Source organism: Asticcacaulis sp. EMRT-3 (assembly GCF_030027245.1).
In the GTDB taxonomy this organism is placed as follows: domain Bacteria; phylum Pseudomonadota; class Alphaproteobacteria; order Caulobacterales; family Caulobacteraceae; genus Asticcacaulis.
The window spans coordinates 117,801-141,879 of record NZ_JASERT010000002.1 but is presented as its reverse complement, the minus strand read 5'-3'; the positions used below and the strand labels follow the sequence as shown (position 1 = coordinate 141,879).

20 protein-coding genes are annotated in these 24,079 nt (G+C 61.0%); 10 read left to right on the top strand and 10 right to left on the bottom strand.

Annotated elements, in window-relative coordinates; translation table 11 throughout:
* Positions 1-145: 145 nt before the first annotated feature.
* The 3 genes from QB905_RS13950 to rhmD all read right to left on the bottom strand — a co-directional run bounded on the left by QB905_RS13950 (position 146) and on the right by rhmD (position 3,175).
* Positions 146-892, bottom strand: coding sequence for an SDR family NAD(P)-dependent oxidoreductase (locus tag QB905_RS13950; protein ID WP_282975741.1), 747 nt, complete (start codon positions 890-892; stop codon positions 146-148).
* On the bottom strand, positions 889-1,761 hold the full coding sequence (locus tag QB905_RS13945; protein ID WP_282975740.1) for a 2,4-didehydro-3-deoxy-L-rhamnonate hydrolase: 873 nt from the start codon (positions 1,759-1,761) through the stop codon (positions 889-891). Before QB905_RS13945 ends, QB905_RS13950 begins: the two co-directional genes overlap by 4 nt.
* A 202-nt stretch (positions 1,762-1,963) precedes the next feature.
* Entirely contained in the window at positions 1,964-3,175 is a 1,212-nt protein-coding gene (gene rhmD, locus QB905_RS13940) for an L-rhamnonate dehydratase (RefSeq protein WP_282975739.1), read from the bottom strand.
* Positions 3,176-3,579: 404 nt separating this feature from the next.
* On the opposite strand from rhmD, the gene QB905_RS13935 reads away from it, so the two are divergent.
* The 5 genes from QB905_RS13935 (at position 3,580) to QB905_RS13915 (ending at position 7,699) form a co-directional block, all read left to right on the top strand.
* Positions 3,580-4,359 carry an SDR family NAD(P)-dependent oxidoreductase gene (locus QB905_RS13935; RefSeq protein WP_282975738.1) on the top strand — a complete coding sequence of 260 codons (780 nt, stop codon included), beginning with the start codon at positions 3,580-3,582 and terminating at the stop codon, positions 4,357-4,359.
* Between the two features lie 144 nt (positions 4,360-4,503).
* Positions 4,504-5,634 (top strand): FMN-dependent L-lactate dehydrogenase LldD, encoded by a 1,131-nt coding sequence (gene lldD, locus QB905_RS13930; protein ID WP_282975737.1) that lies wholly within the window; start codon positions 4,504-4,506, stop codon positions 5,632-5,634.
* Positions 5,631-7,052 (top strand): rhamnogalacturonidase, encoded by a 1,422-nt coding sequence (locus QB905_RS13925; protein ID WP_282975736.1) that lies wholly within the window; start codon positions 5,631-5,633, stop codon positions 7,050-7,052. Before lldD ends, QB905_RS13925 begins: the two co-directional genes overlap by 4 nt.
* A 51-nt stretch (positions 7,053-7,103) precedes the next feature.
* On the top strand, positions 7,104-7,382 hold the full coding sequence (locus tag QB905_RS13920) for a ribbon-helix-helix domain-containing protein (RefSeq protein ID WP_282975735.1): 279 nt from the start codon (positions 7,104-7,106) through the stop codon (positions 7,380-7,382).
* On the top strand, positions 7,382-7,699 hold the full coding sequence (locus tag QB905_RS13915) for a type II toxin-antitoxin system RelE/ParE family toxin (RefSeq protein WP_282975840.1): 318 nt from the start codon (positions 7,382-7,384) through the stop codon (positions 7,697-7,699). Before QB905_RS13920 ends, QB905_RS13915 begins: the two co-directional genes overlap by 1 nt.
* Before the next feature lie 35 nt (positions 7,700-7,734).
* Here QB905_RS13915 and QB905_RS13910 read toward each other — a convergent pair whose 3' ends face one another.
* The 5 genes from QB905_RS13910 to QB905_RS13890 form a co-directional block, all read right to left on the bottom strand.
* Positions 7,735-8,043, bottom strand: a complete 309-nt coding sequence (locus QB905_RS13910) for a type II toxin-antitoxin system RelE/ParE family toxin (protein ID WP_282975734.1) — start codon at positions 8,041-8,043, stop codon at positions 7,735-7,737.
* Complete coding sequence (locus QB905_RS13905) at positions 8,040-8,300, bottom strand: CopG family ribbon-helix-helix protein (protein WP_282975733.1); 261 nt, start codon at positions 8,298-8,300, stop codon at positions 8,040-8,042. Before QB905_RS13905 ends, QB905_RS13910 begins: the two co-directional genes overlap by 4 nt.
* A gap of 61 nt (positions 8,301-8,361) precedes the next feature.
* Positions 8,362-9,921, bottom strand: coding sequence for an MFS transporter (locus QB905_RS13900; RefSeq protein ID WP_461781804.1), 1,560 nt, complete (start codon positions 9,919-9,921; stop codon positions 8,362-8,364).
* Positions 9,922-9,968: 47 nt separating this feature from the next.
* Positions 9,969-11,132, bottom strand: coding sequence for a beta-galactosidase BglB (gene bglB, locus QB905_RS13895; protein ID WP_282975731.1), 1,164 nt, complete (start codon positions 11,130-11,132; stop codon positions 9,969-9,971).
* Between the two features lie 2 nt (positions 11,133-11,134).
* A complete protein-coding gene (locus tag QB905_RS13890) occupies positions 11,135-15,133 on the bottom strand; it encodes a beta-galactosidase (protein WP_282975730.1) in 3,999 nt (1,332 codons plus the stop codon).
* A 181-nt stretch (positions 15,134-15,314) separates the two neighbouring features.
* Here QB905_RS13890 and QB905_RS13885 point away from each other — a divergent pair, with 181 nt between their 5' ends.
* Together QB905_RS13885 and rhaM are read left to right on the top strand one after the other, a co-directional pair.
* Entirely contained in the window at positions 15,315-16,532 is a 1,218-nt protein-coding gene (locus tag QB905_RS13885; RefSeq protein ID WP_282975729.1) for a rhamnogalacturonan acetylesterase, read from the top strand.
* Between the two features lie 96 nt (positions 16,533-16,628).
* Positions 16,629-16,943, top strand: a complete 315-nt coding sequence (gene rhaM, locus QB905_RS13880; protein ID WP_282975728.1) for an L-rhamnose mutarotase — start codon at positions 16,629-16,631, stop codon at positions 16,941-16,943.
* Between the two features lie 9 nt (positions 16,944-16,952).
* Here the strand turns inward: rhaM and QB905_RS13875 are convergent, their stop codons facing one another.
* Together QB905_RS13875 and QB905_RS13870 are read right to left on the bottom strand one after the other, a co-directional pair.
* Positions 16,953-17,774: a DeoR/GlpR family DNA-binding transcription regulator gene (locus QB905_RS13875; RefSeq protein ID WP_282975727.1), complete on the bottom strand. Its 822-nt coding sequence runs from the start codon at positions 17,772-17,774 to the stop codon at positions 16,953-16,955.
* Between the two features lie 194 nt (positions 17,775-17,968).
* Complete coding sequence (locus tag QB905_RS13870; RefSeq protein ID WP_282975726.1) at positions 17,969-19,399, bottom strand: FGGY-family carbohydrate kinase; 1,431 nt, start codon at positions 19,397-19,399, stop codon at positions 17,969-17,971.
* 158 nt (positions 19,400-19,557) lie between these two features.
* On the opposite strand from QB905_RS13870, the gene QB905_RS13865 reads away from it, so the two are divergent.
* The 3 genes from QB905_RS13865 to QB905_RS13855 all read left to right on the top strand — a co-directional run bounded on the left by QB905_RS13865 (position 19,558) and on the right by QB905_RS13855 (position 24,073).
* Positions 19,558-21,693, top strand: coding sequence for a bifunctional rhamnulose-1-phosphate aldolase/short-chain dehydrogenase (locus tag QB905_RS13865; RefSeq protein ID WP_282975724.1), 2,136 nt, complete (start codon positions 19,558-19,560; stop codon positions 21,691-21,693).
* Positions 21,694-21,986: 293 nt separating this feature from the next.
* Positions 21,987-23,318: an L-rhamnose catabolism isomerase gene (gene rhaI, locus QB905_RS13860; RefSeq protein ID WP_282975723.1), complete on the top strand. Its 1,332-nt coding sequence runs from the start codon at positions 21,987-21,989 to the stop codon at positions 23,316-23,318.
* Positions 23,315-24,073, top strand: coding sequence for a DUF1961 family protein (locus tag QB905_RS13855; protein ID WP_282975722.1), 759 nt, complete (start codon positions 23,315-23,317; stop codon positions 24,071-24,073). Before rhaI ends, QB905_RS13855 begins: the two co-directional genes overlap by 4 nt.
* Positions 24,074-24,079 lie beyond the last annotated feature (6 nt).

Sequence of the window (24,079 nt, the reverse complement as noted above, 5' to 3'; positions counted from 1 at the left end):
TGCAGAAAGGCCCCTCATCCGGCCTTCACTTCGTTCAGGCCACCTTCTCCCCTCGCGAGGGGAGAAGGGATTCAAACCACGGAAAACACGGAGGGAAGAGGAGAATTATTTTCCGTGTTTTCCGTGTTTTCCGTGGTTAAACCTCTTAGAACGTGGTCCGTCCGCCCGACGTATCGAAGGTCGAGGCCGTGGTGAACGAGCATTCTTCCGAAGCCATGAAACAGACCGTAGCCGCCGATTCATCGACAACGCCCAGACGGCCCATTGGAATCTTCGAGCGCATATATTCGACCTGGCTGGGCGGAAGCTGGGCCAGAATCGGCGATTCAAACGTGGCGGGCGTCAGGGCGTTGACGATCACGCCCTTCGTGGCCAGTTCCTTGCCTAAGGATTTGGTCAGGCCGATCACGCCCGCTTTTGACGCCGAATAGGCCGAGGCATTGGGATTGCCTTCCTTGCCCGCGACGCTGGCCACATTGACGATGCGGCCATAGCCGCCTTCGAGCATGAAGGGGATGACTTCGCGGCAGCAATAGAACAGGCCGTTCAGATTGATGTCCATCACCTTCAGCCATGATTCGACCGGGAATTCCCACACCGGCACGGTGGCGCCGGTAATGCCCGCCGAATTGACGAGGATGTCGATGCCGCCAAGAATGTCCGCTGACTGCTTCGCTGCCTGGGCCACCTGCGCATGATCGGAGACATCGAGCGCCACAACGCCCGCCGCCCCGACCTCTGACTTCGCGGCGTCCAGCGCCTCGGCATTGAGATCCCACAAGACGACTGTGCCGCCTTCGGCGACGATGCGCGCCGCCGTGGCCTTACCAAGCCCCGAAGCGGCACCGGTGACGATGGCGCGGCGGCCCTTAAATCGATCGGTATAAATCATTCAAAAATCTCCAGATTTTCCAGCGAGAACGGCACAACCTTGTGCTTTTGCTCGCCCAGCTTGGCGATGCCAAGGTGCATCTCGTCACCGGCATTCAAATAGATGGGATTGGGTTTCTTGCCTTCGCCGACGCCGGGCGGGGTGCCGGTGATCAGCAGATCGCCCGGTTGCAGGGTGACGAAGCGCGAAATGTACGAGATGCACTGGGCCACATTGAAGATCAGCGTCTTCGTATTGCCGGTCTGCATCCGCTGGCCGTTGACGTCGAGGAACATGTCGAGATTATGCACGTCGCCCACCTCATCGGGCGTCACCAGCCACGGGCCGGTGGGGCAGAAGGTGTCGCAGCCCTTGCCCTTCACCCATTGCGTGCCGCGCTCCTTTTGAAAGGCGCGTTCGGAAATATCATTGACCAGCACATAACCGGCGACATGCGACAAAGCCTCGGCCTCATCGACATAGCGGCAGGTCTTGCCGATCACGAGGCCCAGTTCGACCTCCCAGTCCATCTTGGTGGCGTCGCGCGGCTTGATCACATCGTCGTTCGGGCCGTTCAGCGAGGTGACGGCCTTGGTGAAATAGATGGGCTCCGGCGGCACGGGCAGGTTCGATTCGGCGGCATGGTCGGCATAGTTGAGACCGACGGCGATAATCTTGCCGATGCCCTTGACCGGCACGCCATAGCGCGGCTGGCCCTCAACGATGGGCAGGGTCATCAGGTCGATGTCGTTCAATTTGGCCAGTTGCGACAGGCGCACCGTGTCGGGCGTCAGGTCGGGCAGGACGCCGGACAGGTCGCGGATGCGGCCTTCGGAATCGACGATACCGGGTTTTTCAGCGCCCTTGGGGCCATAGCGGCAGAGTTTCATAATGTCTTCCTTTCAGGAGAAGGATTGAACCACGGAAAACACGGAAAGCACGGAGGAGGCTGGCGATACGAACCCAAGCTCATGCTTGTCGGAAGACTCAAAGATTGCGCGAAGCGCGTTATTTTCTGCCGAAGATGCCTGTTCAGACGCTGATCAGCGCCACTTTTCCGTGCTTTCCGTGCTTTCCGTGGTTCAAATCCTCTTAATGCGTATAGGGGCGGTGCAGCTTGACATCGGGGTTCAGCTCGACGCCGAAGCCCGGCTTATCAAGCTTGTTGACATTCAGGCGGCCATTTTCCGGCACCGGTTCGCCCAGCAATTGCGGGTGGAACATGGGGGCTACGTGATCGGCCTTGGGCGCCATCATCAGGAATTCGGCAAACGGCGAATTATGGCGCGTGATGACGAAATGATACGAATAGACGCTTGAGCCGTGCGGCACGACCATAATGCCGCGCGCATCGGCCATAGCCGAGATTTTCAGCAACTCCGTCACGCCGCCGCACCAGCCGACATCGGGCTGGATCAGGTCGCAGCACTCCATCTCCATCAACATGCGGAAACCCCAGCGCGTCGCTTCGTGTTCGCCGGTTGTGACCAGCATCCCGGCGGGCACATTCATTTTCAGTTGCTGATAGCCCCAGTAATCATCGGGTGAAATCGCTTCTTCGATCCATTTCAGATCATATTCGGCGCAGGCATGGGCCAGGCGGGTGGCATAGTTGACATCGAGCGCCATCCAGCAATCCCACATCAGCCAGAAATCATCGCCGCAACGTGCGCGCATATCGGCCAGCATCTCGACATTCTTGCGCAGGCCCTCATCGCCCTCGATCGGGCCATGCAGCAAAGGCATCTTGCCGCCGATAAAGCCCATCTTCTTGGCCAGATCAGGCCGCGCGCCGGTGGCGTAAAACTGCAATTCGTCGCGCACCGCGCCGCCCAGCATGTGATAGACCGGCTCACCGCGCAGGCGGCCCATCAGGTCCCACAGGGCCAGATCGACGCCCGAAATGGCGTTGACCACCAGACCCTTGCGGCCATAATATTGCGAGCCGAAATACATCTGATCCCAGATTTTCTCATATTCGAACGGCGAGCGACCCTCTAAGAAGCGCGCGAAGTGCTTTTCGACCAGATAGGCCGCCGGTTCGCCGCCCGTGGTGACCGCGAAACCGACCGTGCCGTCATCGGCCTCGATCTCGACCACCAGCGTGCCCAGCACATTGATGCCGAAGCTTTTGCGGCTCTGGCGGTATTCGGGATAACGGCCCATCGAGGTGGCGATATGGTTGTCGATCCAGTGGCCTTCGCCCTGATCGTGGTAATCGGCGCCGCCGCCGCCTTCGCCACCCTTGATAACAAAGGCCCGAACCTGTTTGATTTTGACGGGCGTAAAGGCTTTGGTCGGCATGGTCGTCTCAACTTTATGCGTGGGTGATGATTTATGATGATCGATATTGATCGGTAAGCCGTTTGTCAATGGCGCATATGCGCTGGCAAGCCGATATGCCCATCTTTACAGAAGATTTGTATTATATATAGCGGCGAGGCGGCGCGAGACTTCGGCGACTCGCCGCGATGTGGCGGGCAGGCGGGAGTGGTTGAAAATGATCGTGAATGATCGAATTAGTGATTGCCAATGATGTAATCGCGTCATATGGTGCTTTAGCTGTTGAATTTCCACGCATATGATTTTTGAACCTTCGACAAGCACGCAGTTTGCATCAGGTTCAATCGTCATGGCGCTCATTTCCGGGGGCACGGGGGCGTTTCAGCGGTCTATAAAGTAAAGAGAGTTGAGACGAAGGAAGACCTATGCTTCTTGAGGGACCCAAGCTTCTTGAGGGACAGCGCATTCTGATCACCGGCGCGTCGCGCGGCATCGGGCGGGCCACCGCTATCGAATGCGCGCGCCACGGTGCCGATGTGGCGCTCAATGTGTTCAATGATGACGAGGCCGCCCGTTCGCTGGCCGACGAAATCGCCGCCCTGGGCCGTAAGGCCGTCGTATTCAATGGCGATGTCGCTGATCCCGACAGTGCGCCAGCCTTTATCACGGCGGCGGTTGCGGGTCTGGGTGGCGTCGATCATCTGGTGTCGAACGCCGGCATCTGCCCGTTCCATAGCTTCCTGGACATGCCGCGCGCGACGCTGCGCCGCACGATGGAGGTCAATCTGTTCGGCGCCTATTATATGTGTCAGGCCGCTGCCAATCAGATGGTCAAACAGGGCACCGGTGGTTCGCTGATCGCCATTTCGTCGATCTCGGCTCTGGTAGGTGGCGAGATGCAGAGCCATTACACCCCCACCAAGGCGGGCGTCCATTCCCTGATGCAATCGACCGCCATTGCGCTGGGCAGGCACGGCATCCGCTGCAATTCGGTCATGCCCGGCACCATCGCCACCGACATCAACAAGGACGATCTGGCCGATACGAAAAAGCGCGCATATATGGAAAGTCGCATTCCGCTCGGCCGTCTGGGCGTACCGTCCGACATCGGCAAGGTGGTGGTTTTCCTGGCTTCGGATCTCGCCTCCTATGTCACCGGCGCTTCGGTGTTGGCGGATGGTGGCGCATTTGTGAATTTGCAGTAGGATTCGCGTGAGGACGGCCTGCGAATTGGCACTTTTCTACGCTTCCGGTGCTCACGTACTTGAGTACGCTCCGCTCCGGATCTCAAAAAGCGCCATTCTCGGCTCGTCCTGACGCGAATCGGCCGAATCCGTGTATTGAGAACCATGATTATCTCCTCGCCCACCGATTACCGCAAGGCGGCCAAGGCCAAGCTGCCGCCGTTTCTGTTTGACTATCTCGATGGCGGTTCGGGGGCGGAAACCACCTTACGCGCCAATGTGTCCGATCTCAATCAGGTGGCGCTGAAGCAGCGCGTGCTGAAGGGCTCCGAAACGCTCGATCTGTCCACCGAATTTTTCGGCGTGAAACACGACCTGCCCATTTGTCTCGCCCCCGTGGGGCTGACCGGCATGTATGCGCGGCGCGGCGAGGTGCAGGCGGCGAAAGCGGCGGCCTCGCGCAACATCCCCTTCATCCAGTCCACCGTCTCAGTCTGTTCGCTGAAGGAAGTGGCCAGCCAAAGCCCCAAGCCGATCTGGTTTCAGCTCTATGTGCTGAAGGATCGCGGCTTTATGGGCGATGTGCTGCAAAGGGCGAAGGCGCTGGGGGCCAGCACGCTGGTCTTCACCGTCGATATGCCGGTGCCCGGTTCGCGCTACCGCGACGCCCATTCCGGCATGAGCGGCCCGAACGCGCCTCTGCGCCGTATCTGGCAGGCCATGACCCATCCGTCATGGGCGTTCGATGTCGGGTTGATGGGCACGCCGCATGATCTCGGCAATGTGTCGGCCTATCTCGGCAAGGCCACCGGTCTGGAAGACTATATCGGCTGGCTGGGGGCCAATTTCGACCCCGGCATTTCGTGGCAGGATCTGGAATGGATCCGCGACGCCTGGAACGGCCCGATGGTCATCAAGGGCATTCTCGATCCACAGGACGCCAAGGACGCCAAAACCTTCGGGGCCGATGGTCTGGTCGTGTCCAATCACGGCGGACGGCAACTCGACGGTGCTCTGTCGTCGGCGCGCGCCCTGGCCGGAATCGCAGACGCCGTGAAGGGCGAGATGACGATCTTTGCCGATGGCGGCATTCGCACCGGACTGGATGTGATGCGGATGCTGGCCCTGGGTGCCGATGGCGTGCTGATCGGGCGGGCCTTTGTCTATGCGCTGGCGACCGCAGGTGAGGCGGGGGTGCGCCATCTGCTGGCCCTGCTGGAAAAAGATATGCGCACGGCGATGGTATTGACGGGCTGCAAGTCGATCAAAGACATCGGCCCGGACATTCTGGCGTGACACGGCGGATCGATCCGCGTGATTTTGGCGCGAAAGGCGATGGCCGGACGGTGGATACCGAGGCCATCCGCGGCGCAATTGCGGTTGCCGAAGCGGGCGATATTGTCTCGCTCTCGAAAGGCCATTATCTCAGCTTTACCATAGGCTTAAAAAGCCATCTTCATCTTGAACTTCAGGATGGCTGCGTGCTGGAAGCCGCCGATCCGGCGCGCCACGGCGGCACCTATGAGGCCGCCGAAGCCAATCCCTTCGATCTCTGGCAGGATTTCGGCCACAGCCACTGGCGCAACAGCCTGATCCACGCCATCGACGTTGAGAACGTCACCATTTCGGGCGCGGGCATGATCGACGGGCGCGGCCTGACCCGCGAAGGGCCGGGATCGCGCTGGCGCAAACAGGCCGGCGAATTTCCCGAAAGTATGCGCGGCATGTCGGCGGCGGAACTGGCTGTCCTGTCGCCCGATATGTCGGCGATGGAGGGCCTTGGCAATAAGGCGATTGCGCTGTGCCGGTCGCGCTGCGTGACGCTGCGTGACTTCACCATCGTCAATGGTGGACATTTCGCCCTTCTGGCTACCGGCGTCGACGATCTGCGCCTGGAGAACCTGCTGATCGACACCAACCGCGACGGCATCGACATTGATGGCTGCCGCAGGGTGACCGTGCGCGGCTGCCGCGTCAATACGCCCAATGACGACGCCATTGTGCTGAAATCGAGCTTTGCGCTGGGTGAGCGCCTGCCGTGCGAGGACGTGCTGATCGCGCATTGCGCCGTCAGCGGCTTCGATCCGGGCACCTTGCTCGACGGCACAAAGGGCCGCACGCAGGCCTTTTCGCCCGACCGCGACCGGGTGACGGGCCGCATCAAGATCGGCACCGAATCGAGCGGCGATTTCCGCCGCATCAAAATCAATCATTGCACGTTTGAGCGCTCACGCGGTCTGGCGCTGGAAACGGTCGATGGCGGTGTGATCGAGGATGTTGAGGCGAGCCACCTTACCCTGCATGATGTGACGACCGCGCCGATCTTCCTGCGGCTGGGCGCTCGCCTGCGCGCCCCGGAAGGCGCGACACCTGGGGCGATCCGCCGCGTGGTGATCCGCGATGTGGCGGCCACCGACATCTTGCCCGATTACAGCGCCCTGATCATGGGCCTTCCCGACCATCCGATTGAAGATGTGACGCTGGAGCGGGTGAGGCTCAGCTATCGCGGCGGCGGCACGACAGAGGATGCGGCGCGAACCCCGTCTGAACTGGCGGACGCCTATCCCGAACCCTCGATGTTTGGCCGCACGCCAGCCTATGGCCTGTGCGCGCGCCATGTCAGGGGCTTAAAACTCGATGCGGTGGAAATGAGCGCCGTCACGCCTGATGCCCGCCCGCAAACCGTGTTTGAGGATGTAACGCTGGCGGAATAGATTTCGGCGGAAAAAGGTGTAGAATAGGATTGAACACCTTTGGAGTTTTCCATGCGCAGTACCCAGCAATTCAGCATCACCGTGCCCAATGAGATGGCCGACATGATCCGCGCCAAGGTGCGTTCGGGTGAATATGCCAGCGAAAGCGAGGTCGTCCGCGATGGTCTGCGCAGTCTGCTGGCGCGCGACCGGGCGATGGAAAAATGGATACAGGACGAGGTGATTCCGGCGCTCGATGCCTATGAAGCCAATCCTGACAAGGTTTATACGCCGGATGAGGTGCGTGCCCATCTGGCGGAACGTCGTGAGGCGCGGGCGCGGCAGGCGTGATGTATCGGGTCGTCTATGCGCCGCGCGCCCTGCGCCAGTTAAGCGAAATCGAAGATTATATTGCTGGCGAAGCTTCGGCGCAGACGGCTGAAAAATTTGTTTCCAGCATCACCGCGTTTTGCGATTCCCTGATGACATTTCCGCAGCGAGGCACTCTGCGCGAAGACCTTGGCCGTGAGGTTCGCATTCTCGGTTATCGCCGTCGCTTTGCCATCGTCACCAAGATGGATGGAGCAACCCTCGTGATCATCGGTGTCTTTTACGGCGGACAAGATGTTGAAAAGGCGTTTCGTGCCGATGATGAGAGCGCCAATTGAGTTTATCAGACTGATATAGATAAAGAATGGTGGTATTACTCCGGCCACTGCTCATCAGGCCAGTCGCGGGCCGTGTGAATCACATGCAGAATCGCCACGTTTTCCGAAGTGGCCAGCCGGGTGATTTCATAGGCGAGAATATAGGGCAGGCGCGCGACGGATTTCTCATAGGTGCCTGTGACGCGCCCCGGCCTGCCGGTGGCCATGTCGCCCAGGGCCGCCGCTGTTTTGCGGATGCGATCATGCACACGCCCCGCTGCGAACGGATTATCTTCAGCGATGACCGCGATCTGGTGTTTCGGTTCATCAAGGGCCGAACGCGACCATTGAACAGGCCGCTTCACGCCTTGCGGCTCACAGCCGCCGCTATAACGGCCTCCACCTCATCCATCGCCTCATCGTGGGGCACAAGCCATCCGGCGCGCACGTCCGCGCGTCCGCGCTGAATGGCTTCGATGATTTCAAGCTCGTGGTCAACATAGGCGCTGACCGCTTCACCCGCGAGATAGGACTGTGTGCGCCTTGTACTTTCGGCCAGCCTGCCAAGCTTTTCCTTTACCGCGGGGGATACGCGGATCGTCATCGTGGTGCTGGCGGCCATGACAGGCTCCTGAAATGTGTTGTGATGTGTACACCCTAAGCGCGCGGTTTTGAGAAATCCTTTACCGCCCCCGGCCCCACAGTGTGGCGTATTTCCAGCCGGTCAGGTCTTCGACCACCTGCTGGTTTTCCGGGGTTTCGGCTGAGGTGGCCCCCCGACGCAGGCGCTCGACCTCGTAGGTGAGGATTTCATGCGTTTTGGCATTGAGGCGGAATTTCATGGCCACGATCAGGCCGAGCAACATGACGACCACCGGCCCCACGCACAGAAGCAGGGTGATGGTATGCATCGCGCCCGGCGTCTGTACCTTCGCGCCCGACACAAAGCCGCCCGCCTCCATCGCCCAGCCGGTGCCGGCCAGGGCAAAGGCTTGGGTAAACTTGCGCACCAGCGTCATCACGCCGGCGAAAATGCCTTCGCGGCGCTGGCCGGTGACAGCCTCGTCGATGTCGGGCAGGTAGTTATAGACGCTCCACGGCACGAAGTTGAGTGTGCCGCGGCCAAGGCCTGCGAACATCACCGGCACCAGCAGCCAGAAGGCGATCATCGGGCTGACATGGCCGGTCAGCACGCCGCCGAAGATATTGTGCTCGATGCCATGCACGGCGGGCGAAAAACCTGCGGGGCGGATCAGATAATAGGCGTAATAGAGCGCGCAGGCGATAATGACCGAAGCGATAGCAAAGGCATAGGCGCGCGTCGGCCCCGCCTTCATCACCACGCGAATGGCGATCATCACCGAAACGAACTGCACGATATACATGGCCGTCATCATCTGCGAGATGATCAGGGTGGCCCCCAGCATGACCGTGGTGACGAAGATCGGGAAGGCGGCGTTGAAAATATCCTGCGAAATATAGCCGCCGAGATAGATGCTCAAATGCTGGCGGAAAGCACGGATGCGTAAGGTCGAAAACAGGTCGCGGAACATCAGAAACGGAATCATCAGGCCGCGCGCCAGATTGAGCGGGGCAGGGCGGATCAGTTTTTCGGCTTCGGTATAGGGCCGTTCCCAGGTGAAGATGACCGCCAGCGTGATCAGCACGCTGCCCATGACGCCAAAAATGGCACCATTGATCAGGAAGGTGACCGCCGAATCCTTGCCGAGATGATTGATGATCAGGGTCGGCAGATAGGAGGCCACCACGGCGAAGGCTTGCGCCTGCAATATGCGCGCTCCGGCGAACTTGGCCTTTTCCTTATAGTCCTTGGTCATTTCGGCGGGCAGGGTTTCCCACGGGATCAGCACGCAATTATAGACCAGCTCGAAGAAAATATAGGCCGACAGATAATAGAGGAAGGTCTGGCCCTGCACCCACATCAGGGCAAAGGACGGCAAAAGCGGAATGGCGATCAGCAGGAAGATCTTGCGCCGTCCAATATGGCGGCCCACCCAGGTATGACGCAGATTATCGGAAATATAGCCGATCAGCGGGCAGGTGATGGCGTCGAAGACGCGCGGAATGGCCAGCAGGCCGCCGGCCTCCGCCGCACCGATATGGCAGAAGGTGGTGTAGAAATAGATCAGCCAGCCGGAGGTGACGGCGGGCAGGCCTGCGCCCACCACATCGCCCGAACCCCAGGCCCAGTAGTTCATCCATCCCGTCTTGCGTTCCGCCACATTCATACTCCCAACACTTTATATTATAAATCAATAATATAGTTAAATCAGATAAACCGATACATAAACTCGCCCATCGCCAGCAGCGCCATCGCCTGCCCAAACGGCATGGAGGTCAGCGGAATGTCCTTATATTCCTGAATCGAGTTGAACACCGGCGTGCCGAACGACACCTGCGTCAGCTCGCCCGCCGCATTGATATGCTGGCGGACGGCTTTCGCGCCCTTGATGCCGACGGCCTCATAGTCCTTGGAGATATAGCCCTTGCGCACGGCTTTCAGGATGCCATAGGCAAAACCCGCCGAGGCGGCGGCTTCTTCGTAGGAGGTTTCGTCGTCGAGAATGGTGCGCCACAGGCCGCTCGGTGCCTGCACCTTGGCCAGAGCCGAAACCTGCGCTTCCAGTGCGTCGATCAGGAAGGTGCGCACGGCGTCGCCCTTCGGCAGATCGAGCAGTTCGATAAATTCGGGGATGACGATGGTGACCCATGAATTGCCGCGTCCCCACAGGGCACCGGCGAAATTGTGCCGCCCGTCGAACGTCCAGCCATGATGCCACAGCCCGGTCTTGCGGTCGGTCAGGTACTTGATATGGATCAGGAATTGCCGCTTGGCCTCCTCGACATAGTGCGGACGGTTCAGCAGCAGGCCGATCTTGGCCAGAGGCAGAACCGACATCATCAGCGTGTCGTCCCACATCTGCTGGTTATTGACCGAATTATAGACGATGTGCTGGAAGCCGCCCTCTTCGGTGCGCGGCAGGTCATTATAGACCCACTCACCCCAGACATCGAGATAGGGCAGGTAGCGGCGGTCGCCCGTGCGCTCAAACAGATAGGCCAGCGTCAGAAAAGGGGCCACTGTATTGATATTGCGCGACGGCATACCTTCGGCAAAGCGATCCTCGAACCACTGGGTCATGATCTCCCACGCCTTGGGATCACCGGTCAGTTCCCAATGCTTATAGATGCCATAGAGGCCGACACCTTGCGTCCATTCAAAGCCGTGCCAGCCCTTGGTGTCGATCACGCGGCCATCGGCGAGGCGCAGCAGGAATTCGCCCGTCTCGTCCTTGATATGGACCAGATTATCGATCAGGCGGGCAATCGCGTCCTGATAATCGGCGCGGTTGGCCTCAAGGCCCGCTGTCTGGTGGCGCAGCAAGAGCGGCAGGCGGTCGGAATGGGAAGGGGTCAGGATCTGGTTGGTCATCATCAACGTTGCGTACTGGAGGGAGAGGGGACGGTTTCAAGCGGTACACCGCCGCGCACATGGCGCAGGATCACCAGCTTGACCGGATCGAGCGCGTTTTGCGGCTGGCCATCCGAGGTGACGGCAAGGGTGATGGTGTTGTCGCCATCGGGTTTCAGCAGGCCCATCGGGATGACGAAGACATGCTGCGGGCCGATATTAGCGGCGAAATGGCCGATCTGCCAGCCATTGACGAAGATCAGGGCGCGGTTGGCGTGGCTTGATTGCGGCACATCAGGGTCGCCGATCTGTAAGCCCAACTGCACGTCTTGGTCTTTCGGCAGATCGAGCGGCACCTGCGCCCGCAGCCAGTAGGTGCCTGGGGCGGGCGGGGCGTCGGTCACGCCCGCAGGCGTCCAGCCGTTATCGGAGGTTTTGCCAGAAGCCTGGAAAGGCAGATACCAGCCCATGCGCTCGCCATAGAGGCCGCCATTATTCATCGGGCCGCGCACCAGATCGGCGATATGTTCGCCGCCCTTATTGCCCTGAATTTTCCAGGCAATCGGCACGGCGAAGTCCGGCCCGCCGGTGCGCGACAAAGAGGCGCTGATCAGCCCGCGCGCTTCTTTATGCTCGTCATTAGCACCTAAGTCCCAATTGTGCGACTGGTTGCGCACCATGACCGAAATCTCATGATCGCCGGGGCTGAGTTGCGGCAGTTGGAAATGGGCGTGCGCCGTCGTGTCGGGCCGCGCCTTGCCGGTCGGGATTTCATTCTGGCCGATAAAGCGCCCATCGACCCAGACCTGCATCATGCCGGCCCCGCCGCCGCCATAGAAGAAATTCGCCTGATCAATCGTTGATTTGGCGCTGACCGTGAAGTGGCCGCGATACCAGACATCGCCGTGATGGAAACCATACTGGCTCATATCCAGCACAGGCTGACCGGCGGGCGGCTGGGTGGCCTCCGTGGCCGAAGACCAGCTCGCATCGGTCTTGCGCCAGGCGCTGTCGTCAAAGGCCGGATCGGCTTCGGGCGATCCCATCCGGCGCTGCCAGCCCGACGTCATCAGGTCGGGCAGGGTGACGGGCGCAGGGCCTGAGATGGCGGCGGTCTTGAGGCTGCCATCGGCGTGCAGGCTGGCGGCCACTGGCTGGCCATTGAAGGTGACGGCCGTGACGCCCGCAGGTGCCCAGATGTCGAGCGTCGTATCTTCAGCCGTGTCGCCGGTCAGGGTCAGTGTCGCGCCCTTGAGGCTGGCTTCGCGGATCAGGGCACCAGAGCCCTTTTCCACCGTGCGCTCCAGCACCGGCCCCTGCGGCGTGTCCTGCCGCCAGAAGGCTTGCGCCGTGGCATCATCGGCCAGCAGGAGGATGAGCGGCGGCTGACCGAGCATTTCGATGCGTGCGATATTGAGGCCCTGATGGACGTAGTCGAGCTTCAGATTACCGGATGTGGTATCATAAGAAGATTTAATATAGCCTTGTAAAATATCAAGTTTTGGCTTTTTGTTATAGTGAAGCATCATCTCGCCCGCCTCTCCGGCGCGGCCATATAAAAGCGCTATGTCACGCGGGCCTTGGGCGAAAAAGGTCTGGGTGTCCGAGGTGGTATAGACGAGATGCTGACGGGCCAGCGGATAATCGGCCAGCAGCAGCTTGCCATCCTGACCCTTCAACTGGGTCTGGATAGGGAAGGTGCCGTCTCTGGTTGTCAGGTTGAAGCTGAACCTATCGTCAGTCGTCGCGTTAGACGGGTCATGGATGGCGAAGATCAGGTCGCCTTCGCCGTTTGCGCCGATGTCGTGATAAAGCTTCACACGCGGATTGTCGGTGATCAGCACGGGCCCCTTGTCGAGATCGGTCAGAAGCGGCGTGGCGGCCTCAACGAACTGGCCCAGTTGCTTGAAGGTCAGTTGTTTGGGGCGGATATTGCGCGCCTCGTCAATGCCTGCGCCATAATCATACGACGAATAGACGACGCTGGCGGGCAGCCAGCCCCATGAGGTGCCGCCATAGGCCATATAGACGCTGTGAATCGTCAGGCCATTGATCAGGCTGGAGCCAAAATCGGTGCGCACATAGGCCGACCCCACGCGCTTTGACGTGCAGTCATAAGTGCCCTGACTGCCCCAGTAATCGAACCAGCCGCCACCGATTTCGGCGGCGAAGCCCGGCGTGTTGGGCGAGGACAGGGCACCCGCCTTGACAATGCCATCCTTGCCCGGTTTGGTGTCGCCATACATGCCCCAGTTGGGCACGGTGTTCGGCTTGCCTATGTCGCGCGTGCCGTTGCAGCCGCCGCCCGGATAACCATCGAAAGCATAGAGATCGGTCGGCCCCGAAACGGCCCACGGCGCGGTCGATTTGGGCGGCGTCCAGTTGGGCAGGCGGCTGGCGGAATTGTGGAACAGGGGCACGGTAATGCCGTCGGCATGAACCTTGTCGGCCAGATGCTGCATATAGAGCTTGCGGTTGGGCGAGGTGTCGGCCAGCTCGTTTTCGATCTGATAGGCGATGATCCTGCCGCCGCCCGTCGTGATCTGATGGCGGGCGATAATGGCGTCGATCTGGGTCTGCCACTCGTCAACCGCCTTCAGATATTCAGGATCATCGGTGCGCGCCATCGCCTTTTGCCGTACCAGCCAGCCGGGGAAGCCGCCCATTGTCAGCTCGGCATTGACGTAGGGGCCGGGGCGGATGATGACATAAAGCCCCTCATCCTCGGCCATCTGGATGGCGCGTTCGACATTGCGCACGCCGGAGAAATCATACTGGCCCGGTTCGGAGGTGTGATAGCCCCAGTCGATATAGAGGGTGACGGCATTATAGCCGGTGGCCTTCATCTTTTGCAGCACATCGCGCCACATCGACGGCGAGGGCAGGCGGAAGGGCTGGAACTCGCCCGACCAGATCATCACCCGCTTGCCGTCGATCATCAGGGAGTGCTTGTCCCACGTCTCGACGGCGGGCGGATTGGCGGGCTTTAACGCGGCCTCGACCGTGGCGGTCGGCTGGCGGATGACGGTGAAATGACGCACTGCGCCCGAAACCCCGCCCAGTTCCTGCTTCTTCGTCCAGGTGTCGAGGCCATCAAAACTGTCGGAATACCAGTAGGTCTTATCGCGGTAATCATCGAAATAGATGCGCCAGCCGTCCTGACCCGTGGCGCTTTTGATAGGCACGAGGGCCGGGCCTTCGATCCAGTCGCCCCAGCCCGCCCAGTCGCCGGTGCGGTCGATGGTCCACGGCCCGGTCAGGCTGGTGGCCCAGGCGCGTTCCAGCGTCTTGGTCGTCTCATTCTTGGTGATGACGATATAGCGCTCGCCGATCTTGATCGGGAAGGTGTCGATATGGTTATTCCCCAGTCCCTGCATGGCGACGGGAGCGGAAAAGCCGCTCAGATCGGCATTGGCCTTCAGCACATAGGCGGCAAACGGGCCTTTGGTGCCGCCGGTGGACAGAGACACCACCACGGACACGCTGCCGTCGGTATCCTGAAACCATTCGGGGGCCCAGGTGTTGGTGAGGCCCGGCAGATCAAGCTTTACATCTGTGACGTGCTGCCAGTGGCGCAGGTCGTGGCTTTTGGCGATGCCAAAGCTCTGGCCATTCCAGCCGGTGGTATAGACGACATAGTAATCACCATTCTTGGCGCGCAGGATCGACGGATCGCGCAGCAGGCCGCTGTCGGGCCTGTAGGCTTCCGAAGCCAGCGAGGTGAAGGTCTTGCCATCATAGGAGCTGAACAGGCTCAGTTCGTTTTCCGACGTGGCGTTGAAGGCTGACATCAGCCAGGTGGTGTCGCCGCGCAAACTGACCACGGGCGCGCTGTCGGTGTGGGTTGTGGCGGCGGCCTTCTGGCTGGTCAGGCCCATCGTGTCCATAAAGGCATCACCGGTCTGGGGTGCCGTTTGGGGCGCGGTCTGGGCCGAGGCGGGCAGGGCGCAGGCCGTCCCCAGCATGGCGCCAAGGGCCATCAGGCTGATGCGCGCGCTCTTTTGTCCGCCCTTGATGGCCACCTTGATCCTCGCCTGTTTTTTCCGCTTTTTCCAAGCCGAATTTGCCATTGACAGGGTGGCATATCAATGGAAAATATCAAAATCAATCAAATTTATGCCAAATACACGCAAAGGATGACAAGTTTTGATCAAAATTGATCATCGAGGCCTGAGCGCTCTGGCGCTCGCCATCGGAATCTCCATGACTGTCCTGCCTGCCACGGCTCAGAACGCGACTCAAACCTTCGTTTTTCAGGGCGCTCAGGCCACCATCCGGCCCGCTGCGCCGTGGGATGAGGCGAAGGGCTACGGCTTTACCTCCCTGCCCGGCGGCAATGAGCAGGCCTTTTCGCTGCGCGCCGCCCCGGGCGATTATCGCGTCACCGTGACGCTGGGCGACAAGACCGCCAGTCGCACCACGATCTGGGCCGAGGATCGCCGTCTGATGGCTGCGCCGGTCGATCTGAAGGCTGGTGAGACGAAACAGGTCAGCTTTATCGTCAATGTGCGTGACACCGCGCTCGTCCAGCAGGAAACCGATCCGGCCCCGCCAAAGGTGCGGTTGCGCGGTGACGACGCCACGGGCCGGACATGGGATGGCCGCCTGACCATCAGCGTCAGCGGCCCGTCACCGGCGCTCGATGCGCTGTCGGTTACGCCGGTTCAGGCGCGCCGCGTCCTGCTGGCCGGAGATTCCACGGTCACCGATCAGGCCAGCGGCGATTACGCCAGTTGGGGCCAGATGCTGCCGCGTATGCTGGGCCCCGATCTGTCGGTGGCCAATCATGCCCGTTCCGGCGAAACCATGAAGTCGTTCCTGACCTCGCTGCGCTGGGACAAGCTGCTGAGTGAGGTGCGCCCCGATGATGTGGTGCTGATCCAGTTCGCCCATAATGATGAGAAAAAACAATGGCCGCGCACCTATGCTGCACCGGATGAAGCCTATCCGGCCTATCTGGCGGCGTTCGTGGCCGATGTGCGTCAGCATGGCGGTCTGCCGGTGCTGGTGACGCCGGTGGCGCGCCGCACCTTCAAGGGCCAGGTGGTTGAGGACAGCCATGCCGGTTATGATGAGGCGGTGCGTGATGTGGCCAAACGGCTTAATGTGCCGCTGGTTGATCTGACGGCGCAGACGACGCAATTCTATGAGGCCTTGGGCCCTGAGCTTGCGCCTCTGGCCTTTGCTGATAACCACCACGAAAAGACGCACCACGATGCGTACGGCGCCTATATGATCGCCTGTTTCGTGGCCCATGATCTGGCCGCCATGCCTGACCTGCACATCCAGCCTGCGCCCGACCTGCCTGCCTGCGATCCAGGCCATCCCGGCGATCCACATCAGTTTGTTATCACCCCCGCCGACTGGCCGATCATGCGCAAGCATGTCGATCAGGCCGCCGAACCCACGCCTTTAAAGTAACCGCTCAGACGCCGCGGGGGCTCCTCGCATAAGCTCGGGCGGGCGCTTGCCCTTGCCAACACATTGGAAATGTGTTGGAAAATCGGAGAAAAATAAATGGAAACAATCGCTTTCACCATGCAGTTAAAGCCCGGTTTTGAGGCCGAGTATCAGCGCCGTCATGATGAGATCTGGCCGGAACTGGGCGGGCTGTTGCAGGCCAGCGGCGTGTCGGACTACTCGATCTTTCTCGACGAAAAAACGCTTGTGCTGTTTGGCGTATTAAAGCGCACGCCCGGTCACACGATGGACAGCCTGCCCGATCACCCGATCATGAAAAAGTGGTGGGCCTATATGGCCGACATTATGGACACCAACCCCGACAATTCGCCGGTGCAGACCCAGCTTAAGCCGGTGTTTCATATGGATTAGGGTATTCTGTTAAGCCGCCGCTGCGTCCTCATGGATACGGGCGATGCGCACTTCGATGTCGTGGGCATTGAGCCAGCGCACAGCCGACGGATCGATATTCTCATCGGTGATCAGCACATCGATGTCTTTCAGCGGACACACCGACAGCGAGGCCTGGGCGTCGATCTTGCTCGAATCGGCCAGCACGATCACCTCACCGGCGCGTTCCATCAGGCGGCGTTCCGACTGCACCAGCAGGGTATCGGTCTGCATCAGGCCGTTTTTGGTCAGGGCCTGACAGCCGATGAACATGCGCTGGGCGGCGAAATGCTGCAAAATGCCGTCCTCATACGGATTGAGGATGATGCCCTGATCGCGGAACAGCTCGCCGCCGGGCACGGTCACCTTGATGCGCGGGCGCTCGAACAGGCATTGCAGGATCGGCACGGATGTGGTGAGCACGTGATAGGCTTCATCGGCCATCATCGAGGCCATCATGAAGGTGGTGGTGCCGCCGTCGATGATCATCGACAGGCCGGGCGTGATATAGGAGAGGGCCATTTTGGCGATGGCGCGCTTGGCGCCGGCATTGGTGATCACGCTGTCGGCAAAGGCCGATTGCCCGGTCAGGCCCGAACGGCGCTCATCGCCGCGCCCGCTATAGACGGTGCCTTCGGCGCGCATCGCCCCGCCGCGCACGCGCAGCAGATGACCCAGTTCATGCAGCTCATTGAGATCGCGGCGGATGGTGGCGGGCGAAACGCCCAGCCGTTCGGTCAGTTCATCCACCGAGGTGACGCGGTCGGTGTTCAGTTCGTCAATAATGCGCTTCCAGCGGTCTTGCAGGTGCATGGTAAAATCCTGTGGCGGGCCTTGTTTCGGTTGCGGGGGGCGCGCGGAAAGCCAATTATAGCGCTAACATATGAAGAAGAGGTTGTAAATCTGCACCGAAATGCGCGCGGGGCGCGACTCGGTGATTGATTCTGATTGAATCTATAGGGGCAAATCATGGCCTTGTCGAGACGGCCTATGTCAGGGCGGTTGCTTTACGCCGCCACCTCGGCATTGATGGCGTCACGCCAGATGCGCTGATAGGCGCGCATCTCATCGGGCAGCAGGGGCGTCACCTGATTATGCTGAAGGCGCGGCATCGGGCGCTCACCCAGATAGGCCAGGGCCGAGGCGCCGAGCGTGACGCCGCTGGGGCCGTCATTGCGCAGAACCGGCCCGTCATGCAGGGCGGCGATCAGTCCGGCCAGCACCGAATTACCGGCCGCCATGCCTTCGATCAGCAGCGTGCGGCCGCACTGGATCATATCGAGGCAGGTGGTCGATAACAGCGCCTGATAGAGCATACCGAGTGCTGCGCGCGTGCGCGGCGTATCGTGGCGCAGGCCTCTGATTTCGCCGTGCATACCGGGATAGGGGCCGCCCGCATCGAGGAAGCTGGGCAGGGCCAGGGCCGCCTCGTGCATCACCTCAGCCAGTGTGTCGGCATCGACATCGAGGCTGGAGGTGCAGCCGCCCCGGACGCCATCATGGGTGATCATTTCAAACGCCCGCCCGCCCATGAAGCGGGCGCAGGGCAGGGCCTTGCCGAACACATCGACCGCGCCCATGCAGTCGCGTTCGGCTTGCAGCCCGTCGAGCGAACCGCCGGGGGCCATAGCGATAAACCAGGTGCCGGTCGAAAGAAGCGCAGGCAGGTCGGTATCCTGCTGCCAGCCGCCGAGCAGCGAAGCCAGCGCCGCGCCCGAATCGTGCAGGCCGACGCAAACGCGGGTGGCGGGCGACAGGCCGGTGGCGCGCACGATCTCAGGCTTCAGCCGCCCGGCCCCTTCCCAGGCCTTGCGCAGGGGCGCGAAGCGATGCGCCCAGCCCTGATCATGGGTGAGCGACGAGAAATCACCTGTGACCGGCGACCACAGGTCGGTATGGCAGCCCAGAGAGCTGATCTCCGAATGGAGCGCGCCGCTCAACCGCCATGACCAGTATTGCGGATAGGGCAGAATCCAGCGCACTTTTGCGAACATATCGGGGTCGCGCTTTGCGTGCCAGTAGATCTGCGCGCCGAGATTGAGGCCCTTGGGCAGGGGCGGCGACAGGGTTTCAGAAAAGGCCGGGCGCAGGCGCGCATAGGCGCTGGCAAAGACCGGCGGAATGGCTGTTTCGTAATCCTGCACCGGCTGGACGAGATGCAGGTTTTCATCGAGGAAGGCGCAGGCCGCGCCATGCGCCACCGGGATGATGCGATCAATGGCATAGGCGCTGAAGGCTTTGAGCTGCAACAAAAGCCAGTTGAACAGGGCGTCGGTGTCGATGGCGGTATAAAGCAGCGTGGCGTAGGTGGGGGTGAGGATGCGCCGCGTCGCCAGCACGACGCCTGAGGGCGTGACCACACTGATCTTGGCATAGGTGCGCCCGGCATCGAAAACAATGCAGTTGGCGCCTTCCTGGCTTTTGCGTTCCCTTTTCACCGTGCGTATCCCTGATCGCTGGCGATTATCTGTCGTTTTTTGAGCGATAATGATTGAAGTCTATCGAAATCGTCTGTATCGTCGTTTTCGATCACGGCATTCAGCATGTCGCTTTTATCATATTTATTAAGTTATAATACACAAGTCTGGAGAGTTCAATGAACTTGTCGCAGCCCAGCCGGTCGCGTTTGACCGAGGCGCGTATGGCCGCATATCCGCAACCGTCTGCGACGCCGGACAAAGGCCCTTTGCGCGTGCCGCAAAGCCTGTGGGATGAAGCGGCCTGCGCCGGATTCAGCGAAATCGACCGACTGCTCTATCGCTCCAACCTGCTTGGTTCCGACCTATCGGTCACCAATTTCGGCGGCGGCAATACCTCGGCCAAGCTGACTGACCGCGATCCTTTGAGCGGTGAAGCGGTCGAGGTTTTATGGGTCAAGGGGTCGGGCGGCGATCTCGGCTCGATGCAGCGCGATGGTTTTGCCACCCTCTATCTCGACCGGGTGCGGGGGCTTGAGCGCCTCTATCGCGGCCTTGATTTTGAAGATGAGATGGTGGGGCTTCTGCCCCATTGCACCTTCGGCCTCAATCCGCGCGCCGCCAGCATCGACACGCCTTTGCACGCCTTTATTCCGCACCGCCATGTCGATCATCTCCATCCCGACGCCGTGGTGGCCATCGCCGCCATCCACGAATCGCGCAGCCTCACCGAAGCCGTCTATGGCGATGCGGTCGGCTGGATCGGCTGGCAGAGGCCCGGTTTCGATCTCGGCTTGCGCATGGGAGAACTGCTGGCCGCTCACCCGCACTGGCGCGGCATGGTGCTGGAAGGCCACGGCCTGTTCTGCTGGGGCGAAACGGCGCGGGATTGTTATGAGACGAGCATCGACCTGATTGCGCGCGCCGCCACGGCGATAAACGCCCGGATCAAACCGCGCCCTGCGCCCGCCGTGCCCGCTGCTGATGACCTGTTGCGCCGCGCCACCCGGCTGCTGCGGCCTTTGCTGACCGGTGCGAAAATCGCCTGCCGCCTCGATACGCCGGATGTGCGCGATTTCGTGTCGTCGCCGCATCTGTTACAGGATGTGAGCTTAGGCGCGCCCTGTCCCGATCATTTCCTGCGCACCAAGCCGTGGCCGCTGATCCTCGATCCGCAGCGCCTGCTGGCCGAAGACGCAGCCGCCTATGTGGCTGAGGCCGTGGCGGGTTTTCGTCGTCGTTACCAGGCCTATTATGAGCGCTTTTGCACGCCCGGAAGCCCCGCCATGCGCGACGCTGATCCGGTGATCGTGCTGATCCGCGATACCGGTGCCCTGGCCTTCGCGCCCGACGCCACCCAGGCGCGCATCGCCGGTGAATATGCGCTCAATACCATGAATGTCATTACCGGTGCGCGGGCGCTGGGCCATTATAAGCCGCTCGATGAGCGCGAAGCCTTTGCCATTGAATACTGGGCGCTCGAAGAGGCCAAGCTGAAGCGCCAGCCAAAGCCGGGTGAGCTGGCCGGGCGTGTGGCCTGCATTACCGGGGCGGCAGGCGGGATTGGCCGCGCCGTGGCCGAAGACATCTTGGCGAAAGGCGGCTGCGTGCTGCTGACCGACATCGACGCGCCCCGGCTGGAGGCGGCGCGCCTTGAACTGGCCACGCGCTTCCGGCCCGATCTGATCCGCACCTTCGTGGCCGATATTGGCGATGAGGCGCAGGTCATGTCAGCGTTTGAGGCTACGTTTGATGCGTTCGGCGCCATTGATATTCTGGTCGCCAATGCCGGAATCGCCACGGCGGCCTCCATCGAAGACACCACGCTCGACCTGTGGCAGCAGAATTTCCGCGTCCTGGCCGATGGCTATTTCCTGCCGGCGCGTGAGGCTTTCCGCGCCATGAAGGCGGGCGGCGGCGGCTCCATCGTCTTTGTGGTGTCGAAAAATGCCGTGGCGGCGTCTGGCGGGGCGTCGGCCTATGCTTCGGCCAAGGCGGCCGAGCTGCATCTGGCGCGTTGTCTGGCGCTGGAAGGCGCGCCACACGGTATCCGCGTCAATGTCGTCAATCCCGATGCGGTCTTGCAGGGTTCGCATATCTGGAACGGCGAATGGCGCAGCCAGCGCGCGGCGGCCTATGATCTGAAACCCGATGAGCTGGAGGATTTCTACCGCCAGCGCAGCCTTCTGAAGCGCGAAGTCCTGCCGCAGGATGTGGCGCGCGCCGTGGTGTTTCTGGCCAGCGATGCGGCGGCGAAATCAACCGGCAATATTCTCAATGTCGATGCGGGTCACGCGGCGGCCTTTACGCGCTGACAGAGCAGGATGTCGCTTATCTTCCCTTCTCCCTGCCAAGCGGGGAGAAGGTGGCCTGAGTGAAACGAAGGCCGGATGAGGGGCTTGGTGGGTACACCAAAGACTGCCCCTCACCCGGTCGCCTTCGCCTGAAGGCTTGGCTCCCTCTCTTGCGAAAGCTATACTTTCGCTGCGTTCGCCCTCTCCCCACATGTGGGGAGAGGGAAGAACGCGATTCACAGGCGATTTGACTTGGATGCACCGAAAGTCCGTGAAATAAACGGATAAAAGCAAAAAGACGCCGGGAGACGAAGATGGGTTATGTGAGCAGAGACAGGCTGATGCGCGGTATTTCGCCCGACGTGATCGCCGCCCAGAATGCCCGCCAGATGGCCGACCATCAGGCCGATTTCGACGCCCTGGCCGCCCGGCTGGCGCGCACCGACATCGACATAGAAACCGTGGTCGCAAAACTGATGAAGCTGGCCGTCGGCCTGCCGAGCTGGGGGCTGGCCACCGGCGGCACGCGCTTTGCGCGCTTTCCCCTGCCCGGAGAGCCCACCGACATCTATGAAAAGATCGAAGATTGCGCCGTCGTGCATCAGCTTACCGGCATGACACCCAATGTGTCGCTGCATTTTCCGTGGGACATGACCGACGACTATGCGGCGCTTCGTCAGTTCACCGAGGCGCACGGACTGGGCTTCGACGCCGTCAACTCCAACACGTTTCAGGATCAGCCTGGTCAGGATCAGCCCGGCCAGAAGCGCTCCTATAAATATGGTTCGCTCAGCCATGTGCAGCTTGCGATGCGCGAACAGGCGGTGGCGCATAATCTCGACTGTATCGAGGCCGGTAAAAAGCTCGGATCCAAGGCCCTGACCGTGTGGGTCGGCGATGGTTCCAACTTTCCCGGCCAGAGCGATTTCAGCGATGCGCTCGACCGCTATCTCTCTTCGATGCGCGCCGTCTATGCCGGTCTGCCCGGCGACTGGCGGATGTTCATCGAGCACAAGCTTTATGAACCGGCCTTTTACTCGACTGTGGTGCAGGACTGGGGCACCAGCATCCTGTGCGCGCAAGCCTTGGGCGACAAGGCGCAATGCCTCGTCGATCTTGGCCACCACGCGCAGGGCGTCAATATTGAAATGATCGTGGCGCGGCTGGCGCGTTTCGGTAAGCTGGGCGGCTTCCATTTCAACGATTCCAAATATGGCGATGACGATCTCGACGCCGGTTCGATCAATCCGTTCCAGCTCTTTCTGGTCTTCAACGAACTGGTGCTGGCCGAGGGGCGCGACCCCGAAGGCTTCCGGCCCGCCTATATGATGGACCAGTCGCACAACGTCACCGACCCGATTGAGAGCCTGCTCAATTCGGCGCGCGCCATTGCCGGGGCCTATGCCAAGGCGCTGATCGTCGATCGTCCGGCGTTGAAAGCCTATCAGGCCGAAAACGATGTCATCATGGCGCATAACGCCCTGCGCCTGCCGTTTGAAACCGATGTGCGTCCGGCCCTGGCCGAGGCGCGCAGGCGCGCGGGCGGGGCGCTCGATCCCATCGCCTGTTACCGCGCCGCCGGTTACCGGGCGCACAAGGCCGCAACGCGCAAGCGCCGCGAAGGCCGCGACGGGGGCATCGTATGAGGCTGTCACGGCGAAACATGCTGGCCGGGGCGGGCGCGCTGGCCGTCCTGCCTCTGGCAGCGGGCAAGGCGGGCGCGCAAGCTGCAAAGGCCACAGAGCGCATCTATGCCAATCCTTTGCGCACCGCCGATGATGTCAAGGGCTTCGTCATGGAGGGCGAGGCGCTGGTCGATTTCGACACCGGACGGATGCGGCTGAAAAACGCCCGTTCCGCCGCCGACGGTCAGGCGTCGAACTTCGTGTACTGGTGCCCGGAAACCTTTCCCGATAATGTTGAATTTCGCTGGAACTTCTGGCCGCTCGAAGAACCGGGTCTGGCCATTCTCCTGTTCGCCGCGCAAGGCCTGTTGCCGGGGGGCGATCCTGTGCCGGTACTCGACAAACGGCTGAAGCCGCGCGCCGGTATCTATGCGCAATATACCAATTCCGACGTTTCGGCCCTGACAATGGCCTATTTCCGCCGCCGCTGGCCCTCAGAACGCGCCTTTCATCTGTGTAACCTGCGCCGTGCGCCGGGGTTTGAAATGCTGGCGCAGGGGGCCGATCCGATCCCCGATGTCGCCGACGCCGCCCTGCCGTACAAGATGCGCCTGCAAAAACGCAGCGATGGCGTCGATTTCTTTATCAATGATCTGCTGGTCATGGCGTGGAAAGGTGGTGGCGTCGGCTGGCCTGCGAGCGGCAGTATCGGCTTTCGCCAGATGGCACCGCTGGTCGCTGCCTATAGCGATTTCGAGGTCTGGAAACTGGGCTAAACGCCG